At 72.4% G+C, this 20,326-nt stretch carries 20 protein-coding genes; all 20 read right to left on the reverse strand.

What is annotated here, in order from left to right; translation table 11 throughout:
- Positions 1-32 precede the first annotated feature (32 nt).
- The 20 genes from OG550_RS07775 to arc all read right to left on the reverse strand — a co-directional run bounded on the left by OG550_RS07775 (position 33) and on the right by arc (position 20,281).
- Complete coding sequence (locus OG550_RS07775; RefSeq protein WP_327675930.1) at positions 33-1,037, reverse strand: proline racemase family protein; 1,005 nt, start codon at positions 1,035-1,037, stop codon at positions 33-35.
- Between the two features lie 93 nt (positions 1,038-1,130).
- Positions 1,131-1,994, reverse strand: a complete 864-nt coding sequence (locus OG550_RS07780; RefSeq protein ID WP_442906136.1) for a dihydrodipicolinate synthase family protein — start codon at positions 1,992-1,994, stop codon at positions 1,131-1,133.
- A 237-nt stretch (positions 1,995-2,231) separates the two neighbouring features.
- Complete coding sequence (locus tag OG550_RS07785; protein WP_442905954.1) at positions 2,232-3,752, reverse strand: FAD/NAD(P)-dependent oxidoreductase; 1,521 nt, start codon at positions 3,750-3,752, stop codon at positions 2,232-2,234.
- Positions 3,733-4,047, reverse strand: coding sequence for a (2Fe-2S)-binding protein (locus tag OG550_RS07790; RefSeq protein WP_327675933.1), 315 nt, complete (start codon positions 4,045-4,047; stop codon positions 3,733-3,735). The genes OG550_RS07785 and OG550_RS07790 overlap by 20 nt, the downstream gene beginning before the upstream one ends.
- 142 nt (positions 4,048-4,189) lie before the next feature.
- On the reverse strand, positions 4,190-5,362 hold the full coding sequence (locus tag OG550_RS07795; RefSeq protein WP_327675934.1) for an NAD(P)/FAD-dependent oxidoreductase: 1,173 nt from the start codon (positions 5,360-5,362) through the stop codon (positions 4,190-4,192).
- A 140-nt stretch (positions 5,363-5,502) separates the two neighbouring features.
- Positions 5,503-6,393 carry a twin-arginine translocase subunit TatC gene (gene tatC, locus OG550_RS07800; protein ID WP_442906137.1) on the reverse strand — a complete coding sequence of 297 codons (891 nt, stop codon included), beginning with the start codon at positions 6,391-6,393 and terminating at the stop codon, positions 5,503-5,505.
- A gap of 179 nt (positions 6,394-6,572) precedes the next feature.
- On the reverse strand, positions 6,573-6,899 hold the full coding sequence (tatA, locus tag OG550_RS07805) for a Sec-independent protein translocase subunit TatA (RefSeq protein WP_327675936.1): 327 nt from the start codon (positions 6,897-6,899) through the stop codon (positions 6,573-6,575).
- 340 nt (positions 6,900-7,239) lie between these two features.
- On the reverse strand, positions 7,240-7,419 hold the full coding sequence (locus OG550_RS07810; RefSeq protein WP_327675937.1) for a hypothetical protein: 180 nt from the start codon (positions 7,417-7,419) through the stop codon (positions 7,240-7,242).
- A 126-nt stretch (positions 7,420-7,545) separates the two neighbouring features.
- Complete coding sequence (locus tag OG550_RS07815) at positions 7,546-7,776, reverse strand: hypothetical protein (RefSeq protein ID WP_327675938.1); 231 nt, start codon at positions 7,774-7,776, stop codon at positions 7,546-7,548.
- Between the two features lie 3 nt (positions 7,777-7,779).
- Positions 7,780-8,736 (reverse strand): helix-turn-helix transcriptional regulator, encoded by a 957-nt coding sequence (locus tag OG550_RS07820; protein WP_327675939.1) that lies wholly within the window; start codon positions 8,734-8,736, stop codon positions 7,780-7,782.
- Positions 8,733-9,713, reverse strand: a complete 981-nt coding sequence (locus OG550_RS07825) for a helix-turn-helix transcriptional regulator (RefSeq protein ID WP_327675940.1) — start codon at positions 9,711-9,713, stop codon at positions 8,733-8,735. The genes OG550_RS07820 and OG550_RS07825 overlap by 4 nt, the downstream gene beginning before the upstream one ends.
- Before the next feature lie 170 nt (positions 9,714-9,883).
- A complete protein-coding gene (locus tag OG550_RS07830) occupies positions 9,884-10,264 on the reverse strand; it encodes an FKBP-type peptidyl-prolyl cis-trans isomerase (RefSeq protein ID WP_327675941.1) in 381 nt (126 codons plus the stop codon).
- Between the two features lie 147 nt (positions 10,265-10,411).
- Positions 10,412-11,722, reverse strand: a complete 1,311-nt coding sequence (locus OG550_RS07835) for an FKBP-type peptidyl-prolyl cis-trans isomerase (protein WP_327675942.1) — start codon at positions 11,720-11,722, stop codon at positions 10,412-10,414.
- 232 nt (positions 11,723-11,954) lie between these two features.
- Complete coding sequence (locus OG550_RS07840) at positions 11,955-12,944, reverse strand: FKBP-type peptidyl-prolyl cis-trans isomerase (RefSeq protein WP_327675943.1); 990 nt, start codon at positions 12,942-12,944, stop codon at positions 11,955-11,957.
- A gap of 136 nt (positions 12,945-13,080) precedes the next feature.
- A complete protein-coding gene (gene pafA / locus OG550_RS07845; protein WP_327675944.1) occupies positions 13,081-14,442 on the reverse strand; it encodes a Pup--protein ligase in 1,362 nt (453 codons plus the stop codon).
- A gap of 122 nt (positions 14,443-14,564) precedes the next feature.
- Positions 14,565-15,332 (reverse strand): proteasome subunit alpha, encoded by a 768-nt coding sequence (gene prcA / locus OG550_RS07850; RefSeq protein ID WP_327675945.1) that lies wholly within the window; start codon positions 15,330-15,332, stop codon positions 14,565-14,567.
- A gap of 37 nt (positions 15,333-15,369) precedes the next feature.
- Positions 15,370-16,209 (reverse strand): proteasome subunit beta, encoded by an 840-nt coding sequence (gene prcB, locus OG550_RS07855; protein ID WP_327675946.1) that lies wholly within the window; start codon positions 16,207-16,209, stop codon positions 15,370-15,372.
- A 172-nt stretch (positions 16,210-16,381) separates the two neighbouring features.
- A complete protein-coding gene (locus OG550_RS07860; protein ID WP_148647695.1) occupies positions 16,382-16,600 on the reverse strand; it encodes a ubiquitin-like protein Pup in 219 nt (72 codons plus the stop codon).
- A 174-nt stretch (positions 16,601-16,774) separates the two neighbouring features.
- Positions 16,775-18,286, reverse strand: coding sequence for a depupylase/deamidase Dop (gene dop / locus OG550_RS07865; RefSeq protein WP_327675947.1), 1,512 nt, complete (start codon positions 18,284-18,286; stop codon positions 16,775-16,777).
- Positions 18,287-18,514: 228 nt separating this feature from the next.
- A complete protein-coding gene (gene arc, locus OG550_RS07870; protein WP_327675948.1) occupies positions 18,515-20,281 on the reverse strand; it encodes a proteasome ATPase in 1,767 nt (588 codons plus the stop codon).
- Between the last annotated feature and the right edge of the window lie 45 nt (positions 20,282-20,326).

Genomic DNA, 20,326 nt, shown 5'->3' on the forward strand with positions numbered 1-20,326 from the left:
CTTCGGGTGGTTCAGCGGGTGGTGCGGCGGCTTCAGAGCAGGAAGCCGGCCGGGAACGGGTCGCTCGGGTCGAGGAAGTACTGGGCGGTGCCGGTGATCCAGGCCCGCCCGGTGACGGTGGGGACGACCGCCGGCCGGCCGGCCACCTCGGTCTCCTCGACCAGGCGGCCGGTGAAGGTCGTCCCGATGAAGGAGTCGTTGCGGAAGTCCCGGCCGAGCGGCAGCTCGCCGCGCGCGTGCAGCTGCGCCATCCGCGCCGAGGTGCCGGTGCCGCAGGGTGAGCGGTCGAACCAGCCGGGGTGGATGGCCATGGCGTGCCGGGAGTGTTCGGCGGTGGAGCCGGGGGCGAGCAGCTGGACGTGGTGGCAGCTGTGGATGGACGGGTCCTCCGGGTGCACCGGCCGGTCCGGGCTCCCGTTGATCGCGTCCATCAGGGCCAGTCCGGCGTCCAGGATGTCCTGCTTGCGCTCGCGCTCGAACGGGATCCCGAACTCGGCGAGCGGCAGGATGGCGTAGAAGTTCCCGCCGTACGCCAGGTCGTAGCCGACGGTGCCGTAGCCGGGGACCTCGATCTTGCGGTCCAGCGCCTCCGAGTAGGACGGCACGTTGCGGATGGTGACCGCGGTGGCCGCGCCGTTCTCGACCGCCACGTCGGCGACGACCAGGCCGGCCGGGGTGTCCAGCCGGACGGTGGTGACCGGCTCGACCACGGGCACCATGCCGGTCTCGACCAGCACGGTGGCGACGCCGATGGTGCCGTGCCCGCACATCGGCAGCAGACCGGAGACCTCGATGTAGAGCACCCCGAAGTCGGCGTCGGGCCGGGTGGGCGGCTGCAGGACGGCGCCGCTCATCGCGGCGTGGCCGCGGGGCTCGTACATCAGCAGGGTGCGGAAGTGGTCGAGGTGCTGCTGGAAGTGGACCCGGCGCTCGGCCATGGTGGCGCCGGGGATGACGCCGAAGCCGCCGGTGACGACCCGGGTGGGCATGCCTTCGGTGTGCGAGTCGACGGCGTGGAAGACGTGGCGGCTGCGCATCTGGTGACGCTCCGTGGGGTGGGGGTGGGTGGTGGGGCCGGAGGCCGGCTGCCGCCGCAGCCGGCCGTCCCGGACACCGGAACTGCGGAGTGGCTACTTGTGGCCGTCGGCCAGCGCCTTCTCGGTGGCCGCGCGGACGGCAGCCTCGATCTCCGGGGTCAGCGGCTGGCGCGGGGCGCGCACCGGGCCGCCGGGGCGGCCGGCGATGTCCATGGAGAGCTTGATGGCCTGCACGAACTCGGTCTTGGAGTCCCAGCGCAGCAGCGAGTGGAGCGACTTGTAGAGCGGCAGGGCCGTCTCCAGGTCCTGCGCGACGGCGGCCCGGTAGAGCTCGGCGCTCGCCGCGGGCAGCGCGTTCGGGTAGCCGGCGATCCAGCCGACCGCGCCGGCCAGGGCCAGCTCCAGCAGCACGTCGTCGGCGCCGATCAGCAGGTCGAGGCCCGGGGCCAGCTCGGCGATCTCGTAGGCCCGGCGGACGTCGCCGCTGAACTCCTTGACCGCGACGATCGAGCCCTCGCCGTGCAGCTGCGCGAGCAGCGCGGGGACGAGGTCGACCTTGGTGTCGATCGGGTTGTTGTAGGCCACGATCGGCACGCCGGCCTTGGCGACCTCGGCGTAGTGCGCCCGGACGGCCTCGTGGTCGGCCCGGTACGCGTTGGGCGGCAGCAGCAGGACGGAGCCGGCGCCGGCCTCGGCGGCCTGCTCGGCCCAGCGGCGGGACTCGGCGCTGCCGTAGGCGGCCACGCCGGGCATGACGCGGGAGCCGTCACCGGCGGCCTCGACGGCGACCTCGACGACCTTGGCGCGCTCCTCGGCGGTCAGGGTCTGGTACTCGCCGAGCGAGCCGTTGGGGACGACGCCGTCGCAGCCCGACTCGATCAGCCAGCGGACGTGGTCGGCGTACGCGTCGTAGTCGACGGAGAGGTCCTCGCGCAGCGGGATCGTGGTGGCGACCATGATGCCGCGCCAGGGCCGGGTGGTGTCGTGCGGGGTGTGGGACACAGCTTCTCCTTGGTGAGGTGTGACATTTTATTAGAGTTCGCGCGACGGAGACAAGAGTCCCCGCCGTGCGAGTTGGAACCCGGGCGGATCCGGACCCGCGCGGGGCGGACCCAGGGGTTCGGATCCAGGGGTTCGGATCCAGGGTTCGGACCCGCGGGGTTCGGACCCGGGCGGGTCGAGCCCCGGGCGGATTCAGGAGGCGGGACCCCCCGGCCCGTCCGGGTGCCGCTCGGCCGCGAGTTGCCCGAGCGGTACCGGGCAGGCGAACGGGCGGCTGTCGGGCCGCACCTCCTCCGGACCGGCCCCGGAACCGGAACCGTCACCGGTGCCCGCCCCGGCCCCGGCCAGACAGGCCACCGCCGGACCGCACATCCGGCCCTGGCACCAGCCCATCCCTGCCCTGGTCAGCAGCTTCACGGTGCGCGCGTCGCCCGCACCCAGCTCCTCCACCGCCTCCCGGATCCGGTCGACCGGAACCTCCTCGCAGCGGCAGACGTCGGTGTCCGGCCGCAGCCACCCGGTCCAGCCCGGACCGGGCCGGTGGGAGGCGGCCATCAGCTCGGCGAAGGCCCGCAGCCGGGACCGCCGCCGCAGCAGCGCGCTGCGCACCGGCCGGTCCGCCACCGCGTGCGCGGCCAGCTCGCCCTCGGTGATCGCGAGGTCCGCACCGCCGACGCCGCAGGTCTCGCCGGCCGCCCAGAGCCCGGGCACGGTGGTCCGCAGCCGGGCGTCGACGCTGAGCGCGGCCGTGCCGTCGGGGGTGGTCCGGGTGGCCGCGCCCAGCTCGGTGGCCAGCTCGATCTGCGGCAGCAGGCCGTGCCCGACGGCGAGCGCGTCGCACGCGATCCGCCGCTCGGTGCCGGGCACGGGCCGCCACTCGGCGTCCAGCCGGGCCACCGTGACGGCGGTGACCCGGTCGGTGCCGTGCGCCTCGACCACCGCACTGCTGCGGCGCAGCCGCACGCCGTGCCGGAGCAGCGCACTGCCGTGCCCGGCGCCCTCGACCAGCTTGGCCGGGACGGCGGCCAGCACACCGGGGCGCCGGGCGTAGCCGAGGTAGTTCGTGGCCTCGACCACCGCGGGCACCTCGGCCCCCGCGGTGACCAGCGAGGACGCCGCCGCCAGCAGCAGCGGGCCGCTGCCGGCCACCACGATCCTGCGGCCGGGCAGCACCAGGCCGGACTTGAGCATGGCCTGCGCACCGCCGGCGGTGACCACGCCGGGCAGCGTCCAGCCGGGGAACGGCAGCTGCCGCTCGTAGGCGCCGGTGGCGAGCAGCACGGCCGCGGCGCGGACGGTGGCCCGGTCGTCGGCGGCGGGGCCGGTGGTGGCGTGCAGGCGCCAGTCCCGCTCCCCCGCGCGCTCCAGCGCCCAGACCTGGTGGCCGGAGAGCAGGTCGACCCGCCCGGACTCCCGGTGGGCGTCGAGCCGCCCGGCGAGGCCGGTGTAGACGGACCAGCCGTGGTGCAGCCGGTCCGGGCGGGTGGCACCGAGGCCGGGCGCGGGGTGGCGGTAGTACTGGCCCCCGGTGCGCTGTCCCGCGTCGAGCAGGGCGCAGCGCAGCCCGAGGTCGGCGGCGGTCACGGCGGCGGCCAGGCCGGCCGGGCCGGCGCCGATCACCGCGAGGTCGTACGGCGCCCCCGCGGTCGCGGGGGATCCCTGGACCCCGGGGGATCCCGCGGCTCCGGGCGATTCAGACGGCGAGGTCGGCACGGCCGTGGCCCTCCTGGGTGGTGACGGTGGTACCGGGCTCGGCCGGCAGCAGACAGGTGCGCTGGTTGGGCTGCCCGTCGACGGTGGCCAGGCAGTCGTAGCAGGCGCCGATCCCGCAGAACGCGCCGCGCGGCTTCCCGCCGACCCGGGTGGTGCGCCAGGCGAGGACGCCGTCGGCCCAGAGCGCGGCGGCGATCGTCTGCCCGGGCAGCGCGGGCACGGGCCGCCCGTCGAACTCGATGGTGTGCGCGGGCCCGGGTTCGGCCCGGACCAGGTCGGCGGGGGTACGGCGCATGGGTGGGTTCTCCGTTCAGCTCATCCTGGGGCGCGCGGGCGCCGTCGTACCGGTGCGGGTGGGCGGCGTGCGGGGGCACGCGGACACCACGGCCCCGGCGCGCGCGGGCGCCGTGCGGGGCGCGGACCGCGCTCCGCCCGGGTCACGAGGGGCCATCGGCCACCGGGAACCGGTCGGCGCGGAACGGCGCGAGGTCCAGCTCGGGCTCCTTGCCGGTGAGCTGCCCGGCGATCAGCAGCCCGGTGGCCGGGGCCAGCCCGATTCCGGCGCCCTCGTGGCCGCAGGCGTGGTAGAGCCCCGGCACCCGCGGGTCGGCTCCGATCGCCGGCAGGTGGTCGGGCAGGTACGGCCGGAACCCCCGGTAGGCGCGCATCACGTTCACCCCGGCCAGGACCGGGAACAGCGCGGCCGCCTGCGCGGCCAGCCGGTGCACGACCTCCACCGAGAGGGTCCGGTCGAAGCCGACCCGCTCGCGGCTGGCACCGATCAGCACCGGTCCGCCCGGGGTCCCCTCGACCACCGCCGAGGTCTGCAGCGCGGCCGATCCGCTGGCCACGTCGGCGACGTAGTCGGCGGCGTAGACCTTCCGCCGGACGATCCGCGGCAGCGGCTCGGTCACCAGGACGAAGCCGCGCCGCGGCAGCACCGGCAGGTGGACGCCGGCCAGCGTGGCGAGCTCGCCGCCCCAGGTGCCGGCGGCGTTGATCACCGCGGGCGCGTCCAGCCGCCTGCGGTCGGTCTCGACGCCGAGCACCTCGCCGCCGGTCCCCAGCCGGACCGCCCGGACGGTCTCGCCGGTGTACAGCCGGGCGCCGGCCGCGCGGGCGGCCCGCAGCAGGTGGGCGGCGGCCAGCGCGGGCTGGACCTGGGCGTCCTGCGGGTAGAGGAACCCGCCGGCCAGCCCGGGGGCGAGGTGCGGCTCCAGCTCGCGCAGCCGCTCGCCGGGGATCTCCTCGGAGGCGACGCCCACCGCGGTCTGGGCGGCGGCGAAGGCGCGCAGGGCGTCCTGCCGGGCCGGCGTGGCGGCGACCACGAGGCCGCCCTTGGGCTCGTACTCGACGGCGGTGCCGAGCTCGTCGGCGATCTCGCGCCAGAGCCGGGTGGAGTACAGCGCGAGGTCGAGCTCGGGGCCGGGCTCCTTGTCGGAGACCAGCAGGTTGCCCTCGCCGGCGCCGGTGGTTCCGCCCGCGACCGGGCCGCGGTCGACGACGGTGACGGCGAGGCCGGCCCGCGCGGCGTAGTACGCGCAGGCGGCGCCGACGACACCGGCGCCGACCACCACGACGTCGGGGAGGAGTCTCTGGGAGTGGGACACGGCAGTAATATGTCACATTCCATCCATGGTGCCAAGACCGCCCCGCCCGTCGCGCCGGGGAAACCGGCCCGGCCGCGAAAAAGCCCCGGCCCGCCGTGAAACGGCAGGTCGGGGCTTTCCGGGGTGATCCGTGCGACCGGTCAGGTGATGTCGTCCATCTGCTCGTGCCGGGCGGCCGGCACGGCCGCGGAGGCACTCGGCGTGCCGGAGGCCTCGATCGCCTCGGCCCCGGCCACCGGCGCCACCGACAGGTCGAGGTTCGACGCCTCCTCGTCGTCCAGGGCGAGGTCCGGGTTGCGGCGGGCCTTGCGCCGGTCGTTCAGCATCGCGATGCCCACCGCGATGAAGTACAGGCCCCAGATCGGCGCGGCCAGCGCCAGCATGCTCAGCGGGTCGGCGCTGGGGGTGGCGAAGGCGGCGAAGACGGTGATGCCCATCACCATGCCGCGCCACCAGCCGAGCAGCCGCTTGCCGGTGACGACGCCCACCATGTTGAGCATCACCAGCAGCAGCGGGAACTCGAAGGCCAGGCCGAAGACCAGCACCAGCCGGGTGGCGATGTCGAAGTAGTCACCGGGCGGGAGGATCGGCGTGGTGTCGTCCGGGGTGAACGAGATCAGCACCTCGATGGTCATCGGCAGCAGCAGCACCGCCAGGCCGACACCCGCCAGGAACAGCGGCGCGCCGCACGTCATGAAGATGACCGTGTACTTGCGCTCGTGCTTGTGCAGACCGGGCGCCACGAAGGCCCAGAGCTGGTACAGCCAGACCGGCACGGTGGCGACCACACCCGCCGTCAGGGCGACCTTCAGCATCCAGTTGAAGCCCGCGGTCAGACCGATGGTCGAGACCTGGGCGCACCGGCCCTTGGTCTCCTTGATGACGTCGGGGGTGCACTGGGGCAGCGGCTTGAGCAGGAACGACTCGATCTGCTTGTGGAAGATCAGCGCGACGATCGTGAACACCACGATCGCCAGGACCGACTTGACCACGCGGTTCCGCAGTTCCCGCAGATGGTCGGCGAGGGCCATCCGCCCCTCGGGATCCTTGGGCGCCTTCTGCGCCTTGGTGAGCTTGCTCAACCCCGGTCCTCAACTCGTGCGTCGAGGCCCGCCGGTCGGCGGGCCTCCAGTGGTCGCGTGCTCCGCGTGCGCCGCGTGCGCCGCGGGCCTCGCGCGTACCGCGTGCGTGACGTCACAGCCGGACGCGTTCAGTGCGCCCGGCCGCCGTCGGCCGCGGACGCGCCCGCGGACTGTCCCGAGGGCTGCTCGGCGACCGGCCGGGCGGTCGCGGACGCCCCCGGCGCGGCCTGGATGGTCCTGGCCGCACCGCCGTCGGCCACCGCCGGCGCGGGCTGCGCCTGGGCGGGCTGCCCCGGGGCGTCGGCCGTGCCGTCCGAGCGCATCGCCTTGGTCTCGCTCTTCAGGATCCGCATCGACTGGCCGAGCGAACGCGCCAGATCGGGCAGCCGCTTGGCGCCGAAGAGCAGAATGGCAATGACCACGACCACCAGAATCGCGATCGGCGAGATCCGCATGCTCGACCACCTTCAGTCATGGCGGCACCGGCGGGCCGCCCGCTGCGGGGATGGTAACCGCTGCGGATGACACCGTGACGACGGCCGCCCGAACAGGACAGCGACCCCCGTCGCACTCAGGGGTCATCTGAGAGCGTAACGCGCCCCTACCCCCGTGCAGCAGCCCCCCGGCACCGCTGTCCGACGATCCGGGCAGGTCGGCCCCGGCGGAACGGGTGCGGACGGCCACCGGACGGCGACCGGGCGGTCACCGAACGGAGCGGGGACGGTCACCGGAGGGAGCGCGGAGGGAACGCGGACGGAGCGCGGACCGGACGGGAGCGCCCGGCGGACGCGGCGGTCAGGAACGTCCGGGCGCCGCGGCCGCGAGTTCCCCGGCCGCCTCGGCCAGGGCCCGGGAGGCGGTGTCCACTCCCTTGGCCAGCGCCCGCACGTCCAGCCAGAGCCGGACCGCGAGGACGCCGAGCACCAGCAGGCCGGCGGTGGCGGCGAGGACGGCGGCGACGAGCATCCAGGACATGGCCCCCACCCTATCGGCCGCCGTCACCGCCCGGTCCCCGGCCGGGGCTCCCCCGCCGCGCCGCCGGGCACCCCGACCGCACGGCCCCCGCCCCCGGCCGCGTGACGGCCCGGCGGCCGGCGGTCCTCAGCTCTCGGCCGGCACCAGCCGCATGGTGCGCACCCCGGCCCCGGTCAGCGCCGTGACGATCTTCTCCCCGGCGGGCTTGCGCACGGCCGCCCCGCACAGCGGGCAGCCGAAGCTGTAGTGCGTCTGGGCCGGAGTCCGGCCGAAGGTCAGGCGGAACGCCTCGACCGGCAGCTCCACCTTCTCCCGGCACTCCGAGCAGTAGACCTTGAATCTGGTCCCGGGCTCCACGGCTCAGACCAGCCCCTCCCCGTAGTGGGCCAGCGCCTCCTGCGCCGCCGCGCGCGCCTGCCCGGCGAGCTCCGGCGGGGAGACGATCCGCCCGTCCCGGCCCAGCCGGAGTGCGAGCGGGCGCAGCTGCGAGGGGTCGGCGCTGCGCAGGGTGATCCGCAGCCCGCCGTCGGGCAGTTCCTCGGCCCGGTCGTGGGTGTAGTACTCGGCGACCCAGCGGCCGCCGGAGGAGACCTCGACCACCACCTCGGGGTCGTCGGCCGAGGGGTTGACCAGGCCGCCCGAGAGGTCGCGCGGCTCGCGCTTGGGCGGGTCGGCGGGGACGTCCAGCACCCGGATCTCGGCGACCCGGTCGAGCCGGAACATCCGGTGGTCCTCGGAGGTCCGGCACCAGGCCTCCAGGTAGGTGTGGCCCTCGGTGAGCAGCCGGATCGGGTCGACCTCGCGCTCGGTCATGCCGCCGCGCCCGTGCGAGTAGTAGCGCAGCCAGAGCCGCCGGCCCTCGCTGAGCGCGCGGTCGATGTCGGCGAAGACGTGGCTCTCGGCCTCGAAGGTGACGCCGACCCGGGCGCTGCCCTCGGCGCTCTCCCCGGCCGCGTTCTCGATCTTGGCGACGGCCCGGGTGAGCGCCTCCCGGTCGCCGGCCCGCAGACCGGGCAGCCCGGCCACCGCGCGGGCGGCCACCAGCAGCGCGGTCGCCTCGTCGGCGGCCAGCCGCAGCGGCTGGGCGACGTCGTCGACGTTGTGCCACCAGATCCGCTCGCCGTCGGTGTCGATGTCGAGCAGGTCGCCGCCGCGGAAGCTGGTCCCGCACATCGGCAGCACGTTGAGGTCGCCGATCAGCTCGCGCTCGGTGATGCCGAACGCGCGGGCGACCTCGGCCACCTCGGCGCCGGGGCGCTCGCGCAGGTAGGTGACCAGCGAGAGCATCCGCCGGGTCTGGTCGATCGCGTTGCTCATGCCCGCACACCCTCCACCACAGTGCCGGCCACCGCGCGCAGCCGGTCGATCACGTCGGCCCGCAGCTCCTCCGGCCCGACCACCAGCACGTCCGGCCCGAACTCCGCCAGGTCGGCGCCGAGCCCGTTGCCGTACGGGATCTCCAGTTCGTCCCAGCCCCCGTCGGAGCCCCGGGTGGAGAGCGCCTTGGTGCGCAGCGGGAACCCGGCGCCGCGGCGGACCCGCACCACGGCCGTGGCGGTGGCCCCCTCGCCGGCGAACTTGGCGACGGTGGCCCGGACGTCCACGTGCTCGGGCACGGTGCCCAGGAAGGCGCCCGAGCGGGCGCGCACCTTGCCGGTGATCCGGCTGAGCCGGAAGACCCGGGCGTCCTCCCGGTCGCGGTCCCAGCCGGCCAGGTACCAGTGGCCGCGCCAGCACTCCAGCGCCCACGGCTCGACGCTGCGCTGCTCGGCGGCGGCGGCGCCGGCCTTGCGGTACTCGAAGGTGACCGGGCGGCGGTCCCGGGCGGCGGTGAGCAGCGGCTCGAACGCGGCCTCCCGGGCCGGGATCCGCGGCTCCAGGGCGGGCCGGCCCTCGGTCTCGGTGAACGGGACGCCGGCCGCGCGGAGCTTCTGCAGCGCACCGCTGGCGGCGCCGGACATCTTGGCCTGCTGCCAGACCCTGGCGGCGAGGGTGAGCGCGGCGGCCTCCTCGGCGTCGAGGGCGATCTCCGGCAGCCGGTTCCGGTCGGCGCGGGCGAGGTAGCCCAGTTCGCCGTCGAGGGCGTTCTCGTCGACGTCGATGACCAGTCCGAGTTCGCGCAGGTCGTCCTTGTCCCGCTCGAACATCCGGTTGAAGGCTTCCTCGCTGCTGTTCTGCCAGGCCTCGCGATACGCCTCGATGGATTCCCGCAGCTCCTTCTTGGAGAGCGGACGTCTGGTGTTCATCAGGCACAGGGCGAGATTCATCAGCCGCTCTGCCTTGGCGATCGCCATCGCTGACCCTTCCGGTGTGCCGCGCCGCGCGCGCGGGGTGCGCCCGCCGGGCCGTCGTGGGACCCGGCGGGACCGACCGTACCGGTAGCGGTACGCAGTGCAAAAGCCGAGTCCGCAAACGCGTGGGGCCGCACCCCGTTCCCGGGGTGCGGCCCTGCGTCACGCCCTGCTCAGACGGACAGCAGGTCGACCACGAAGATCAGGGTCGAGCCCGCCGGGATGAGCGGCGACGGCGACTGGTTGCCGTAGGCCAGGTGCGGCGGGATGACCAGCTCGCGGCGGCCGCCGACCTTCATGCCGGCGACGCCCTGGTCCCAGCCCTTGATGACGCGGCCGCCACCGAGCGGGAACTTGAAGGACGAGCCGCGGTTCCAGCTGGCGTCGAACTCCTCGCCGGTCGCGAAGGTCACGCCGACGTAGTGCACCTCGACGACCTGGCCGGGCTTGGCCTCCTCACCGGTGCCGACGGTGATGTCGCGGATCTGGAGGTCGGCCGGCGGGTCGCCGACCGGGAAGTCGATCTCAGGCTTGCTCACTGTGCCTCTTCTCACGGTTGGTTCGGTCCATGACCAAGCGGCGGGCGCCCGCACCCCCGGTCCGTTACCGGACCACGGTACGGGCGCCCGCCGCCCGTCCGGGCACGGGCCACGCGGCCCGGCCCGAAGGTCACACGCACACCATTGTCACCCGAAAGTGGATCAGCCCTGACCGGCGTCGAGGATGTCGACCACGAAGACCAGCGTGGAGTTGGCCGGGATGTCGCCCTGGGCCTGGTCCTTGTAGCCCAGCGAGGCCGGGATGACCAGCTCGACGCGGCTGCCGATGGTCTGGCCCTCCAGGCCCTGGTCCCAGCCGGCGATGACCTGTCCGCCGCCGAGCGGGAACGAGAACGCCTGGCCCTTGCTCAGCGAGGAGTCGAAGACCTTGCCGTCCTTGAACAGCGCGCCGGTGTACTGGACGAGGATCTTCTCGCCCTTCTCGACCTTGCGGCCCTCGCCCTTGATCAGGACGTGGGACTTCAGCTCGGTCGGGTCGGCCGCGCCGGCCACCGGGGTGATGTCGGCCGGCTTCTTGCCGTTGTCCTTGACCTGCGGGAAGTCCGCGGGCGGCGGGGTCACGGTACCGCTGACCACGGAGTCCGGGGCGTTGCTGTTGCGGATGTCGATGACGAAGACCAGGTTGTCCTTCGCGCCGATCGACATGCTCGGGTTGCCCTGGGCGCCGAAGGCGGCGGCCGGCGGGGCCACCACCAGGAGCCGGCTGCCGGCCTTCTTGCCGACCACGGCCTGGTCGAGCGCCGGGATCAGCGCGTCGGTGCCGGCCTGGAAGATCTGCGGCTTGCCCTTCTCGTCGTACGAGGAGGGGATGTCCTTGCCGGTGTTCCAGTCCTTGCCGGTGTAGTCGACCGAGGTCCAGGAGTTCTTCTCGACCTTGGGGCCGGTGCCCTCGGAGAGGACCTTCACCACGAAGTTGCCGTCCGCCTGCTCGGCGGGGACCTCGATGGTGGCCTTCTTGCCGAACTCGCCGGTGACGGTCGGCAGCACCTTGGCGCTGTCCTTGATCGGCGGGACCGGCTCGGCGGTCGGCGTGGCCGGCGCGCTCTTGGCCGCGTCCGGCTTGGCGGCGGCGGAGTCCGACGAGTCGTCCTTGTTCACCAGGTACAGCGTGACGGCGCTGCCGATCAGCAGCACGGACAGCACCGTGCCGAGGATCACACCCAGCTTCCCGACGTTCCCCGGGTTCTCGTCGTACCCGGCCTCGGAGGTGTCCTGGCGGCGCACGGTCGACGCGAAGATCTGCGGGGTGTCGTCGGTCTTCGTCCCGCCCGCCGGCCGCGGGGCCTCGCCGGGCTGGGCCCAGCCGGCCTGCTGCTTCAGGATCGACGGCGGTACGACGATCGACTCGCCGTCACCCGGAAGCGGGCCACCGGGCCGCGAGTCTGCCGGGTCACCGGCGGAGTTTCCGTTCGCGGTGCCGGCTCCGCCCGGGCTCGACGCTTTCTCAGACATGACTCCCCATCCATCTCGCCACGAGGTCTTCGAGGTCTACGGTGCCGGCGTGGTGGGCGCCGGGTGCTGCCGCACTGCACGCCCGGACCCCGGACGCCGGCGGCGCCTACCACAGTGCGAGGGCAGTATGACAGGTCAGGATGAGGGCGGGCGCTTCCCTGTGCGAGCGCCCGCCCAAGCGTACGGAATCCCTCCGGCCTTTCCCAGGCCGCGGAGGACTCCAGGACGCGTCCTACACGGCCTCCAGGATGTCGATCACGAAGACCAGCGTCGAGTTCGGCGGCACCGCGCCCTGCGCCTGGTCCTTGTAACCGAGCGCCGGCGGCACCACGAGCTCGACCCGGCTGCCGACGTTCTGGCCCACCAGGCCCTTGTCCCAGCCCTCGATCACACTGCCGGTGCCGATCTGCAGCGCCTGCGCACCGCCGTGGCTCCAGGAGGAGTCGAACTGCTGGCCGTTGCTCCACAGCACCCCGGTGTACTGCACCACCAGGGTCTGCCCCTCCTTGACCTGCTTGCCCTCGCCCTTGATCAGCACCGCCTGCTGGAGCTCGGTCGGCGGCGCCTGCCCGGGCGGCACGGTGATCGTCACCGCGGCCTTGCCGTTGTCCTTGACCTGCGGCATCGTCGCCGGCGGCTGCGTCATGGTGCCGGAGAGCGTGGAGTCCGGCGGCAGGCTCTCCATGATGTCCAGCACGAACACCACCGTGTCGCCCGGACCCACCCCGAGCTGGGTGCTGCCCTGGGTGCCGAACGCGGCGGCCGGCGGGGCCACCACCAGCAGCCGGCTGCCGACCTTCTTGCCGATCACGCTCTGGTCGAAGGCCGGCACCAGCTGCCCGCTGCCGGCCTGGTAGAGCTGCGGCTTGCCGCCCGCGTCGTACGAGCTGGGCAGGTCCTTGCCGGTGGTCCAGTCCTTCGCGGTGTAGTTGACCGTGACCCAGTCGCCCTTGTTGACGGTCGACCGGTCCCCCTCGCTGACGGTGTTCACCACGAACTGGCCGCTGGGCTGGCCCTCGGGGAGGGTGATGGTGGCCTTGCTCCCGAAGCCGCCGCCGGACAGCGTCGGCATCGGCGGGGCCTCGTTCACCGGGGTCGGCACGGTGGGCGCGGCGGTGGGCGACGCCGACGGCGTGGCCGGGCTCGCGGGTTCGGTGGAGCTGCTGCAGGCCACCGCCAGCAGCAGGGGCAGGGTGAGAAGCAACCCGGCGGTGCGGCGCACGGTGTTCCTAACTGTCGGTCAAAGTCGGCTCTCCGGACTCGACGGACAGCGTATTCCCCGACGGTGCCCGGCTCCGGTAGACACCGCCGGGTCCGGGCACCGCAAAGATCACACCGGCAGGGGACGCCGGCACCGCTCACATCCCCGCGATGAGCTTCTCCACCCTCTCGTCGACCGACCGGAACGGGTCCTTGCACAGCACCGTCCGCTGCGCCTGGTCGTTCAGCTTGAGGTGCACCCAGTCGACGGTGAAGTCGCGGCGCTGCTCCTGCGCCCGGCGGATGAAGTCCCCGCGCAGCCGGGCCCGGGTGGTCTGCGGCGGGATCGACTTGGCCTCGAAGGTCTTGAGGTCGGTGGTCACCCGCTGCGCCTGGTTCTTCGCCTGGAGCAGGTAGAACAGCCCGCGCCGGCGGTGGATGTCGTGGTAGGCGAGGTCGATCTGGGCGACCCGCGGGTTGCTCATGCTCATCTGGTGCTTCTCGCGGTAGCGCTCGATGAGCTTGTACTTCATGATCCAGTCGATCTCGGTGGCCACGTCGTCGAGCCGCTCGGTCTTCACCGCCTCCAGGGTGCGGCCCCACAGGTCGAGGACGCGGGCGATGGTGCCGGTGTTGATGCCCTTGCGGTCGGCGAACTCCAGCGCCTTGGTGTAGTACTCCTCCTGGATGTCCAGCGCGCTGGCCTCCCGGCCGTTGGCCAGCCGGACCTGGTGGGTCCCGGTGAGGTCGTGGCTGACCTCGCGGATCGCCCGGATCGGGTTCTCCAGGGTGAGGTCGCGCATCACCACGCCGGCCTCGATCAGCCGGAGCACCAGGTCGGTGGAGCCGACCTTGAGCAGGGTGGTGGTCTCGGACATGTTGGAGTCGCCGACGATCACGTGCAGCCGCCGGTACCGCTCGGCGTCGGCGTGCGGCTCGTCCCGGGTGTTGATGATCGGACGGGAGCGGGTGGTCGCCGAGCTGACGCCCTCCCAGATGTGCTCGGCCCGCTGGCTGACGCAGTAGACCGCGCCGCGCGGGGTCTGCAGCACCTTGCCGGCGCCGCAGATCAGCTGGCGGGTCACCAGGAACGGGATGAGCACGTCGGCCAGCCGGGAGAACTCGCCGTGCCGGGCCACCAGGTAGTTCTCGTGGCAGCCGTAGGAGTTGCCGGCCGAGTCGGTGTTGTTCTTGAAGAGGTAGACGTCCCCGGCGATGCCCTCCTCGTGCAGCCGCCGCTCGGCGTCCACCAGGAGGCCCTCAAGGATGCGCTCGCCCGCCTTGTCGTGCGTCACCAGCTCGGTGACGTCGTCGCACTCGGGGGTGGCGTACTCGGGGTGGGAGCCCACGTCGAGGTACAGGCGGGCACCGTTGCGCAGGAACACGTTGCTGCTGCGGCCCCAGGAGACTACGCGGCGGAAGAGGTACCGGGCCACCTCGTCCGGGGACAGCCTGCGCTGCCCGCGGAACGTACAGGTGACGCCGTACTCGTTCTCCAGCCCGAAAATTCGGCGGTCCATGGGCCATCCATTCTCTGATGGGAGCTGTCCGAAACCGCCTCCGCGGCGCCGTCCCGGCCGCCGCAGGGGCACCGGGGTCCCCGCGGCGGACGTCGCCGGCCGCCGCGGGGACCCCGCAGGCACTACTGGTCGGAGTCGCCCGGCGGGGTGGCCGCCGGCTTCTCCTCGTCGTCGGTCTCGGCGGACTCGTCGCCGTCGAGCAGCCGGGCGAGCTGGCCGCCCAGGATCCGCTTGAACTTGCGCTGCTGGAAGCGCTGGCGGTCCAGCACCGCCACCTCCAGCTGCTCGGGGGTGAGGGTGCGCGGGCTGCCGCCGTTGGGGTCCCGGGCGAGCGAGTCCACGGCCACCTTCACCGCGTCGGTCAGCGAGAGCCCGCCGCGGTGGCGCTGGCCGAGGTAGTTGCCGATGGAGTCGGCGTTGCCGCCGACCACCACGTAGTTCTTCTCGTCGACGACCGAGCCGTCCGGGGTGAGCCGGTAGATCTGGTCCTCTTCGGTGGTGCGGCCGACCTCGGCCACGATGAGCTCCACCTCGTACGGCTTCTCGCCGACGGAGGAGAAGATGGTGCCGAGCGTCTGGGCGTAGACGTTGGCCAGGCCCCGGGCGGTGACGTCCGCACGGTCGTAGGAGTAGCCGCGCAGGTCGGCGTAGCGGACGCCGCCGATGCGCAGGTTCTCGAACTCGTTGTAGCGGCCGACCGCCGCGAAGGCGATCTTGTCGTAGATCTCGGAGACCTTGTGGAGCGCCCGGGAGGTGTTCTCCGCGACGAAGACGATGCCGTCGGCGTAGGTGAGCACGACCACGCTGCGACCGCGTGCGATGCCCTTGCGGGCGTACTCGGCGCGGTCCGCCATGGCCTGCTGGGGCGAGACGTAGAACGGTGTCGACACCGGCGGTCGTCCCTTCCTTGGTAGGTGTGGCTGACGGCTAGAGCAGCGGGGCCTGCGGACCGTTGGGGTGGTTCAGGCGGTGCTCGGTGATGGAGACGACGATCTCGGTGACCTCTTCGTCGGTGAGCCGGCGGAAGCCGTCCTCGGTGATCAGCGACACGATCGGGAAGATCCTGCGGGCGAGGTCCGGGCCGCCGGTGGCGGAGTCGTCGTCGGCCGCGTCGTACAGGGCCTGGACGACCGCGGTGGAGGCCTGCTCGGCCGTCAGGTCGTCGCGGTAGAGCTTCTTCAGCGAACCGCGGGCGAAGACCGAGCCGGAACCGGTGGCGGCGAAGCCGCGCTCCTCGGAGCGGCCGCCGGTGACGTCGTAGGTGAAGATCCGGCCGCGGCCGAGGTCGAGGTCGTAGCCGGCGAAGACCGGGACGACGGCCAGGCCCTGCATCGCCATGCCCAGGTTGCCCCGGATCATGGTGGTGAGCCGGTTGGCCTTGCCCTCCAGGGAGAGCACCGTGCCCTCGATCTTCTCGTAGTGCTCCAGCTCCAACTGGAACAGCCGGACCATCTCGATCGCGAGGCCGGCGGTGCCGGCGACGCCGACCGCGCTGTACTCGTCGGCCGGGAAGACCTTCTGCATGTCCCGCTGGGCGATCACGTTGCCCATCGTGGCGCGGCGGTCACCCGCGAGGACGACACCGCCGTCGAAGACCACCGAGACGATGGTCGTGCCGTGCGGGGCCTGGACGATGCCCTCGGGCAGGCTGCGCCGGCCCGGGATCAGCTCCGGCTGGTGGTCGGCCAGGAAGTCGAGGAACGACGAGGACCCCGGGGTCAGGAAGGCAGCCGGTAGACGCCCGGTGCCACGGATGTTGGCTTCCACACGATTCCTTCCAGGTAGCTTGAAGCGCGCACTGCCCGCACCCTACCCGCCGGACGATCACTGTCCAGAGGGGCGGAGGGGCGGACCGGGGCGGACGGCCGGCTCCCGCCGCCCGCCCGCACTCCCGGTCGCAACCGTGAATTCCCGGATTGCCCGGAAGGGGTCGCCGGGGTTACTGCCCGCCCTTTTGCACGAACTGCCGCACGAAATCCTCGGCGTTCGACTCCAGGACCTCGTCGATTTCGTCCAGAACCGCGTCGACGTCGTCGCTCAGCTTTTCCTGGCGTTCCTTGAGCTCCTCGGAATTCTGCGCTTCCGCGGCCTGCTCCTCGACCTCCTCGGAGGAGCGGTTCGCCCGCTGCTGGCCGCCGCCGGTGTCCTTGCTCGCCATTTCCCTCACCCCGCTCGATCGTGTGGCACGGTTTGGTCGCTGCTTGCTGCACCGACCCTATACACAAGGTGCGACTACCCGCTTCCGGTTTGCCGGTGGCGCTTCCTGTCCAACACCCGCTGCCACCCCGGATGATTCCCATTCGCCGGGCGTTCACCCGTGGTGATCGGAAAACTACCCGCCGGAGAGCACCCGGAGCAGGTCCTCGGCGGTGCGGCAGCGGTCCAGCAGTTCCTTGACGTGGTTCCGGGTGCCGCGGAGCGGCTCCAGGGTGGGGACCCGCTGGAGCGAGTCCCGCCCCGGCAGGTCGAAGATCACCGAGTCCCAGGAGGCGGCCGCGACGTGCTCCGCGTACTGGTCGAGGCAGCGCCCGCGGAAGTACGCCCGGGTGTCCTCCGGGGGCTTGGTGACGGCCCGCTCGACCTCTTCCTCGGTGACCAGCCGGTCGAACCGCCCACGGGCCACCAGGCGGTTGTAAAGGCCCTTCTCCGGGCGCACGTCGCTGTACTGCAGGTCGACCAGCTGGAGCCGCGGGCTGTCCCACTCCAGGGCGTCCCGGGTGCGGTAGCCCTCCAGGATCTCCCGCTTGGCGACCCAGTCGAGCTGCCGGGAGAGCGACATCGGGTCGCGCTCCAGCCGGCCCAGCACGTCCTCCCAGCGCGCCAGCACGTCCACGGTCTGCTCGTCGGCGTCGGTGCCGAAACGGTCCTCGACGTACTTGCGGGCCAGCTCGAAGTACTCCAGCTGGAGCTGGACGGCGGTGAGCCGGCGGCCGCTGCGGAGCGTGATCAGGTGTTTGAGCGTCGGGTCGTGGGAGACCCGGTGCAGGGTGCGGACCGGCTGGTCGACGGCGAGGTCGGACGCGATGAAGGCGTCCTCGATCATCGCCAGGACCAGGGAGGTGGTGCCGAGCTTGAGGTAGGTGGAGATCTCGGAGAGGTTGGCGTCCCCGATGATCACGTGCAGCCGGCGGTACTTCTCGGCATCGGCGTGCGGTTCGTCCCGGGTGTTGATGATCGGGCGCTTGAGGGTGGTCTCCAGGCCGACCTCGACCTCGAAGTAGTCGGCGCGCTGGCTGATCTGGAAGCCGTTGGCCGAGCCGTCCTGCCCGATCCCGACCCGGCCCGCGCCGGTGACCACCTGGCGGGAGACGAAGAACGGGGTGAGGTGGCGGACGATGTCCGCGAACGGCGTCGCCCGCTTCATCAGGTAGTTCTCGTGGGTGCCGTAGGAGGCGCCCTTGTTGTCGGTGTTGTTCTTGTAGAGGTGGATGGTCTGCCCGTTGGGCAGCTCCAGCGCGCGCTGTGCGGCGGCCGCCATGATCCGTTCGCCGGCCTTGTCCCAGAGCACGGCGTCGCGCGGGTTGGTCACCTCGGGCGAGCTGTACTCGGGGTGGGCGTGGTCGACGTAGAACCGCGCGCCGTTGGTGAGGATGACGTTGGCGAGGCCGATGTCCTCGTCGGTCAGCTGGCTGGCGTCCGCGACGTCCCGTGCGAGGTCGAAGCCCCGGGCGTCGCGCAGCGGATTCTCCTCCTCGAAGTCCCAGCGGGCCCGCCGTGCCCGGTGCATCGCCGCCGCGTACGCGTTGACGATCTGGGACGAGGTGAGCATGGCGTTGGCGTTGGGGTGCCCCGGCACGGAGATCCCGTACTCGGTCTCGATGCCCATCACGCGCCGTACGGTCATGCGGCCCTCCTTGCCCGGTGTGCCGCCCCCGACGGGCGGGACACGCTGACGTACCGCTGAACAACACCGATGCCGGCCGTCTGCCCGCGAACGGTGGGTCGAGCCTAGAACGCGGCACCGACCGGCGGGTCCCGAGACGCGCCGTCCGGCTGCGGGGCCGCGAGGCACCACAGCCGGACGGGGCGTGGGTTCCGGGGACCGCGGGCGGCCCGGACCGGATCGGATCGGTTACAGGTACTGCCCGGTGTTGGCGACAGTGTCGATGGAGCGGCCGGACTCGGCGCCCTGCTTCCCGGTGACCAGGGTGCGGATGAAGACGATCCGCTCGCCCTTCTTCCCGGAGATCCGGGCCCAGTCGTCCGGGTTGGTGGTGTTCGGCAGGTCCTCGTTCTCCTTGAACTCGTCCACGCAGGCGTTGAGCAGGTGGGCGACGCGCAGACCCCGCTGACCGTGGTCGAGGAAGTCCTTGATGGCCATCTTCTTCGCCCGGTCGACGATGTTCTGGATCATCGCGCCGGAGTTGAAGTCCTTGAAGTACAGGACCTCCTTGTCACCGTTGGCGTAGGTGACCTCCAGGAAGCGGTTCTCCTCCGTCTCGGAGTACATCCGCTCCACCACCGACTGGATCATCGCCGCCACCGTGGCGTCCACGGAGCCGTCGTGCTCCTTGAGGTCGTCCGGGTGGAACGGCAGCGAGTCCTTGAGGTACTTGGAGAAGATGTCCTTCGCGGCCTCGGCGTCCGGGCGCTCGATCTTGATCTTGACGTCCAGGCGGCCGGGCCGCAGGATCGCCGGGTCGATCATGTCCTCGCGGTTCGAGGCGCCGATGACGATGACGTTCTCCAGGCCCTCCACGCCGTCGATCTCGGCGAGCAGCTGCGGGACGATGGTGTTCTCCACGTCCGAGCTGACACCGGAGCCGCGGGTGCGGAACAGCGACTCCATCTCGTCGAAGAAGACGATGACCGGCGTGCCCTCGCTGGCCTTCTCCCGGGCCCGCTGGAAGACCAGGCGGATCTGCCGCTCGGTCTCGCCGACGTACTTGTTGAGCAGCTCGGGGCCCTTGATGTTGAGGAAGTAGCTCTTCCCCTGGGGCCGGCCGGTGACCTCGGCGACCTTCTTGGCCAGCGAGTTCGCCACGGCCTTGGCGATCAGCGTCTTGCCGCAGCCGGGCGGGCCGTAGAGCAGCACGCCCTTGGGCGGGCGGAGCTCGTACTCCTTGAAGAGGTCCGCGTGCAGGTACGGCAGTTCGACGGCGTCCCGGATCAGTTCGATCTGGTTGGCCAGGCCGCCGATCTGGCGGTAGTCGATGTCCGGGACCTCTTCGAGGACCAGCTCCTCGACCTCGGACTTCGGCACGACCTCGTACACGTAGCCGGAGCGGGGCTCCAGCAGGAGGGCGTCCCCCGCCCGGAGGGTGATCTCGCGCAGCGGTTCGGCGAGGCGCACCACCCGCTCCTCGTCGGTGTGGCCGACGACCAGGGCCCGCTCGCCGTCCTCCAGGACCTCCTTGAGGGTGACGAGGTCGCCGATGCTCTCGAAGGCCATCGCGTCCACGATGTTGAGGGCCTCGTTGAGCATCACCTCCTGGCCACGCCGCAGCTCGTCCGGGTCGACGTTGGGGCTGACGTTCACGCGGAGCTTGCGCCCGCCGGTGAAGATGTCGGCGGTGCCGTCCTCGTTGGCGCTGAGGAAGACGCCGAATCCGGCCGGGGGCTGTGCCAGCCGGTCCACTTCCTCCTTGAGGGCCACGATCTGGTCGCGGGCCTCTCGCAGGGTGGAGGCGAGCCGTTCGTTCTGGGCGGTCACGCCGGCCAGGTTGGTCTGGAGCTCGACGATCCGCTCTTCGAGGATCCTCGAATTGCGCGGCGAGTCGGCGAGCTTGCGGCGCAGGACGGCGATTTCCTGCTCAAGGTACGAGACCTGAGCGGTCTCGTCGGAACCACGAGCGGGCCTGCCGGTGCTGCGGTTGTAGTCGTCATCGTGGGCTGCCACGGTCCTCACCTCCTCCGGGGAGCTGGACGCTTCCAGACCCTACCT

The sequence above is a fragment of the Kitasatospora sp. NBC_00458 genome (assembly GCF_036013975.1).
GTDB lineage: Bacteria > Actinomycetota > Actinomycetes > Streptomycetales > Streptomycetaceae > Kitasatospora.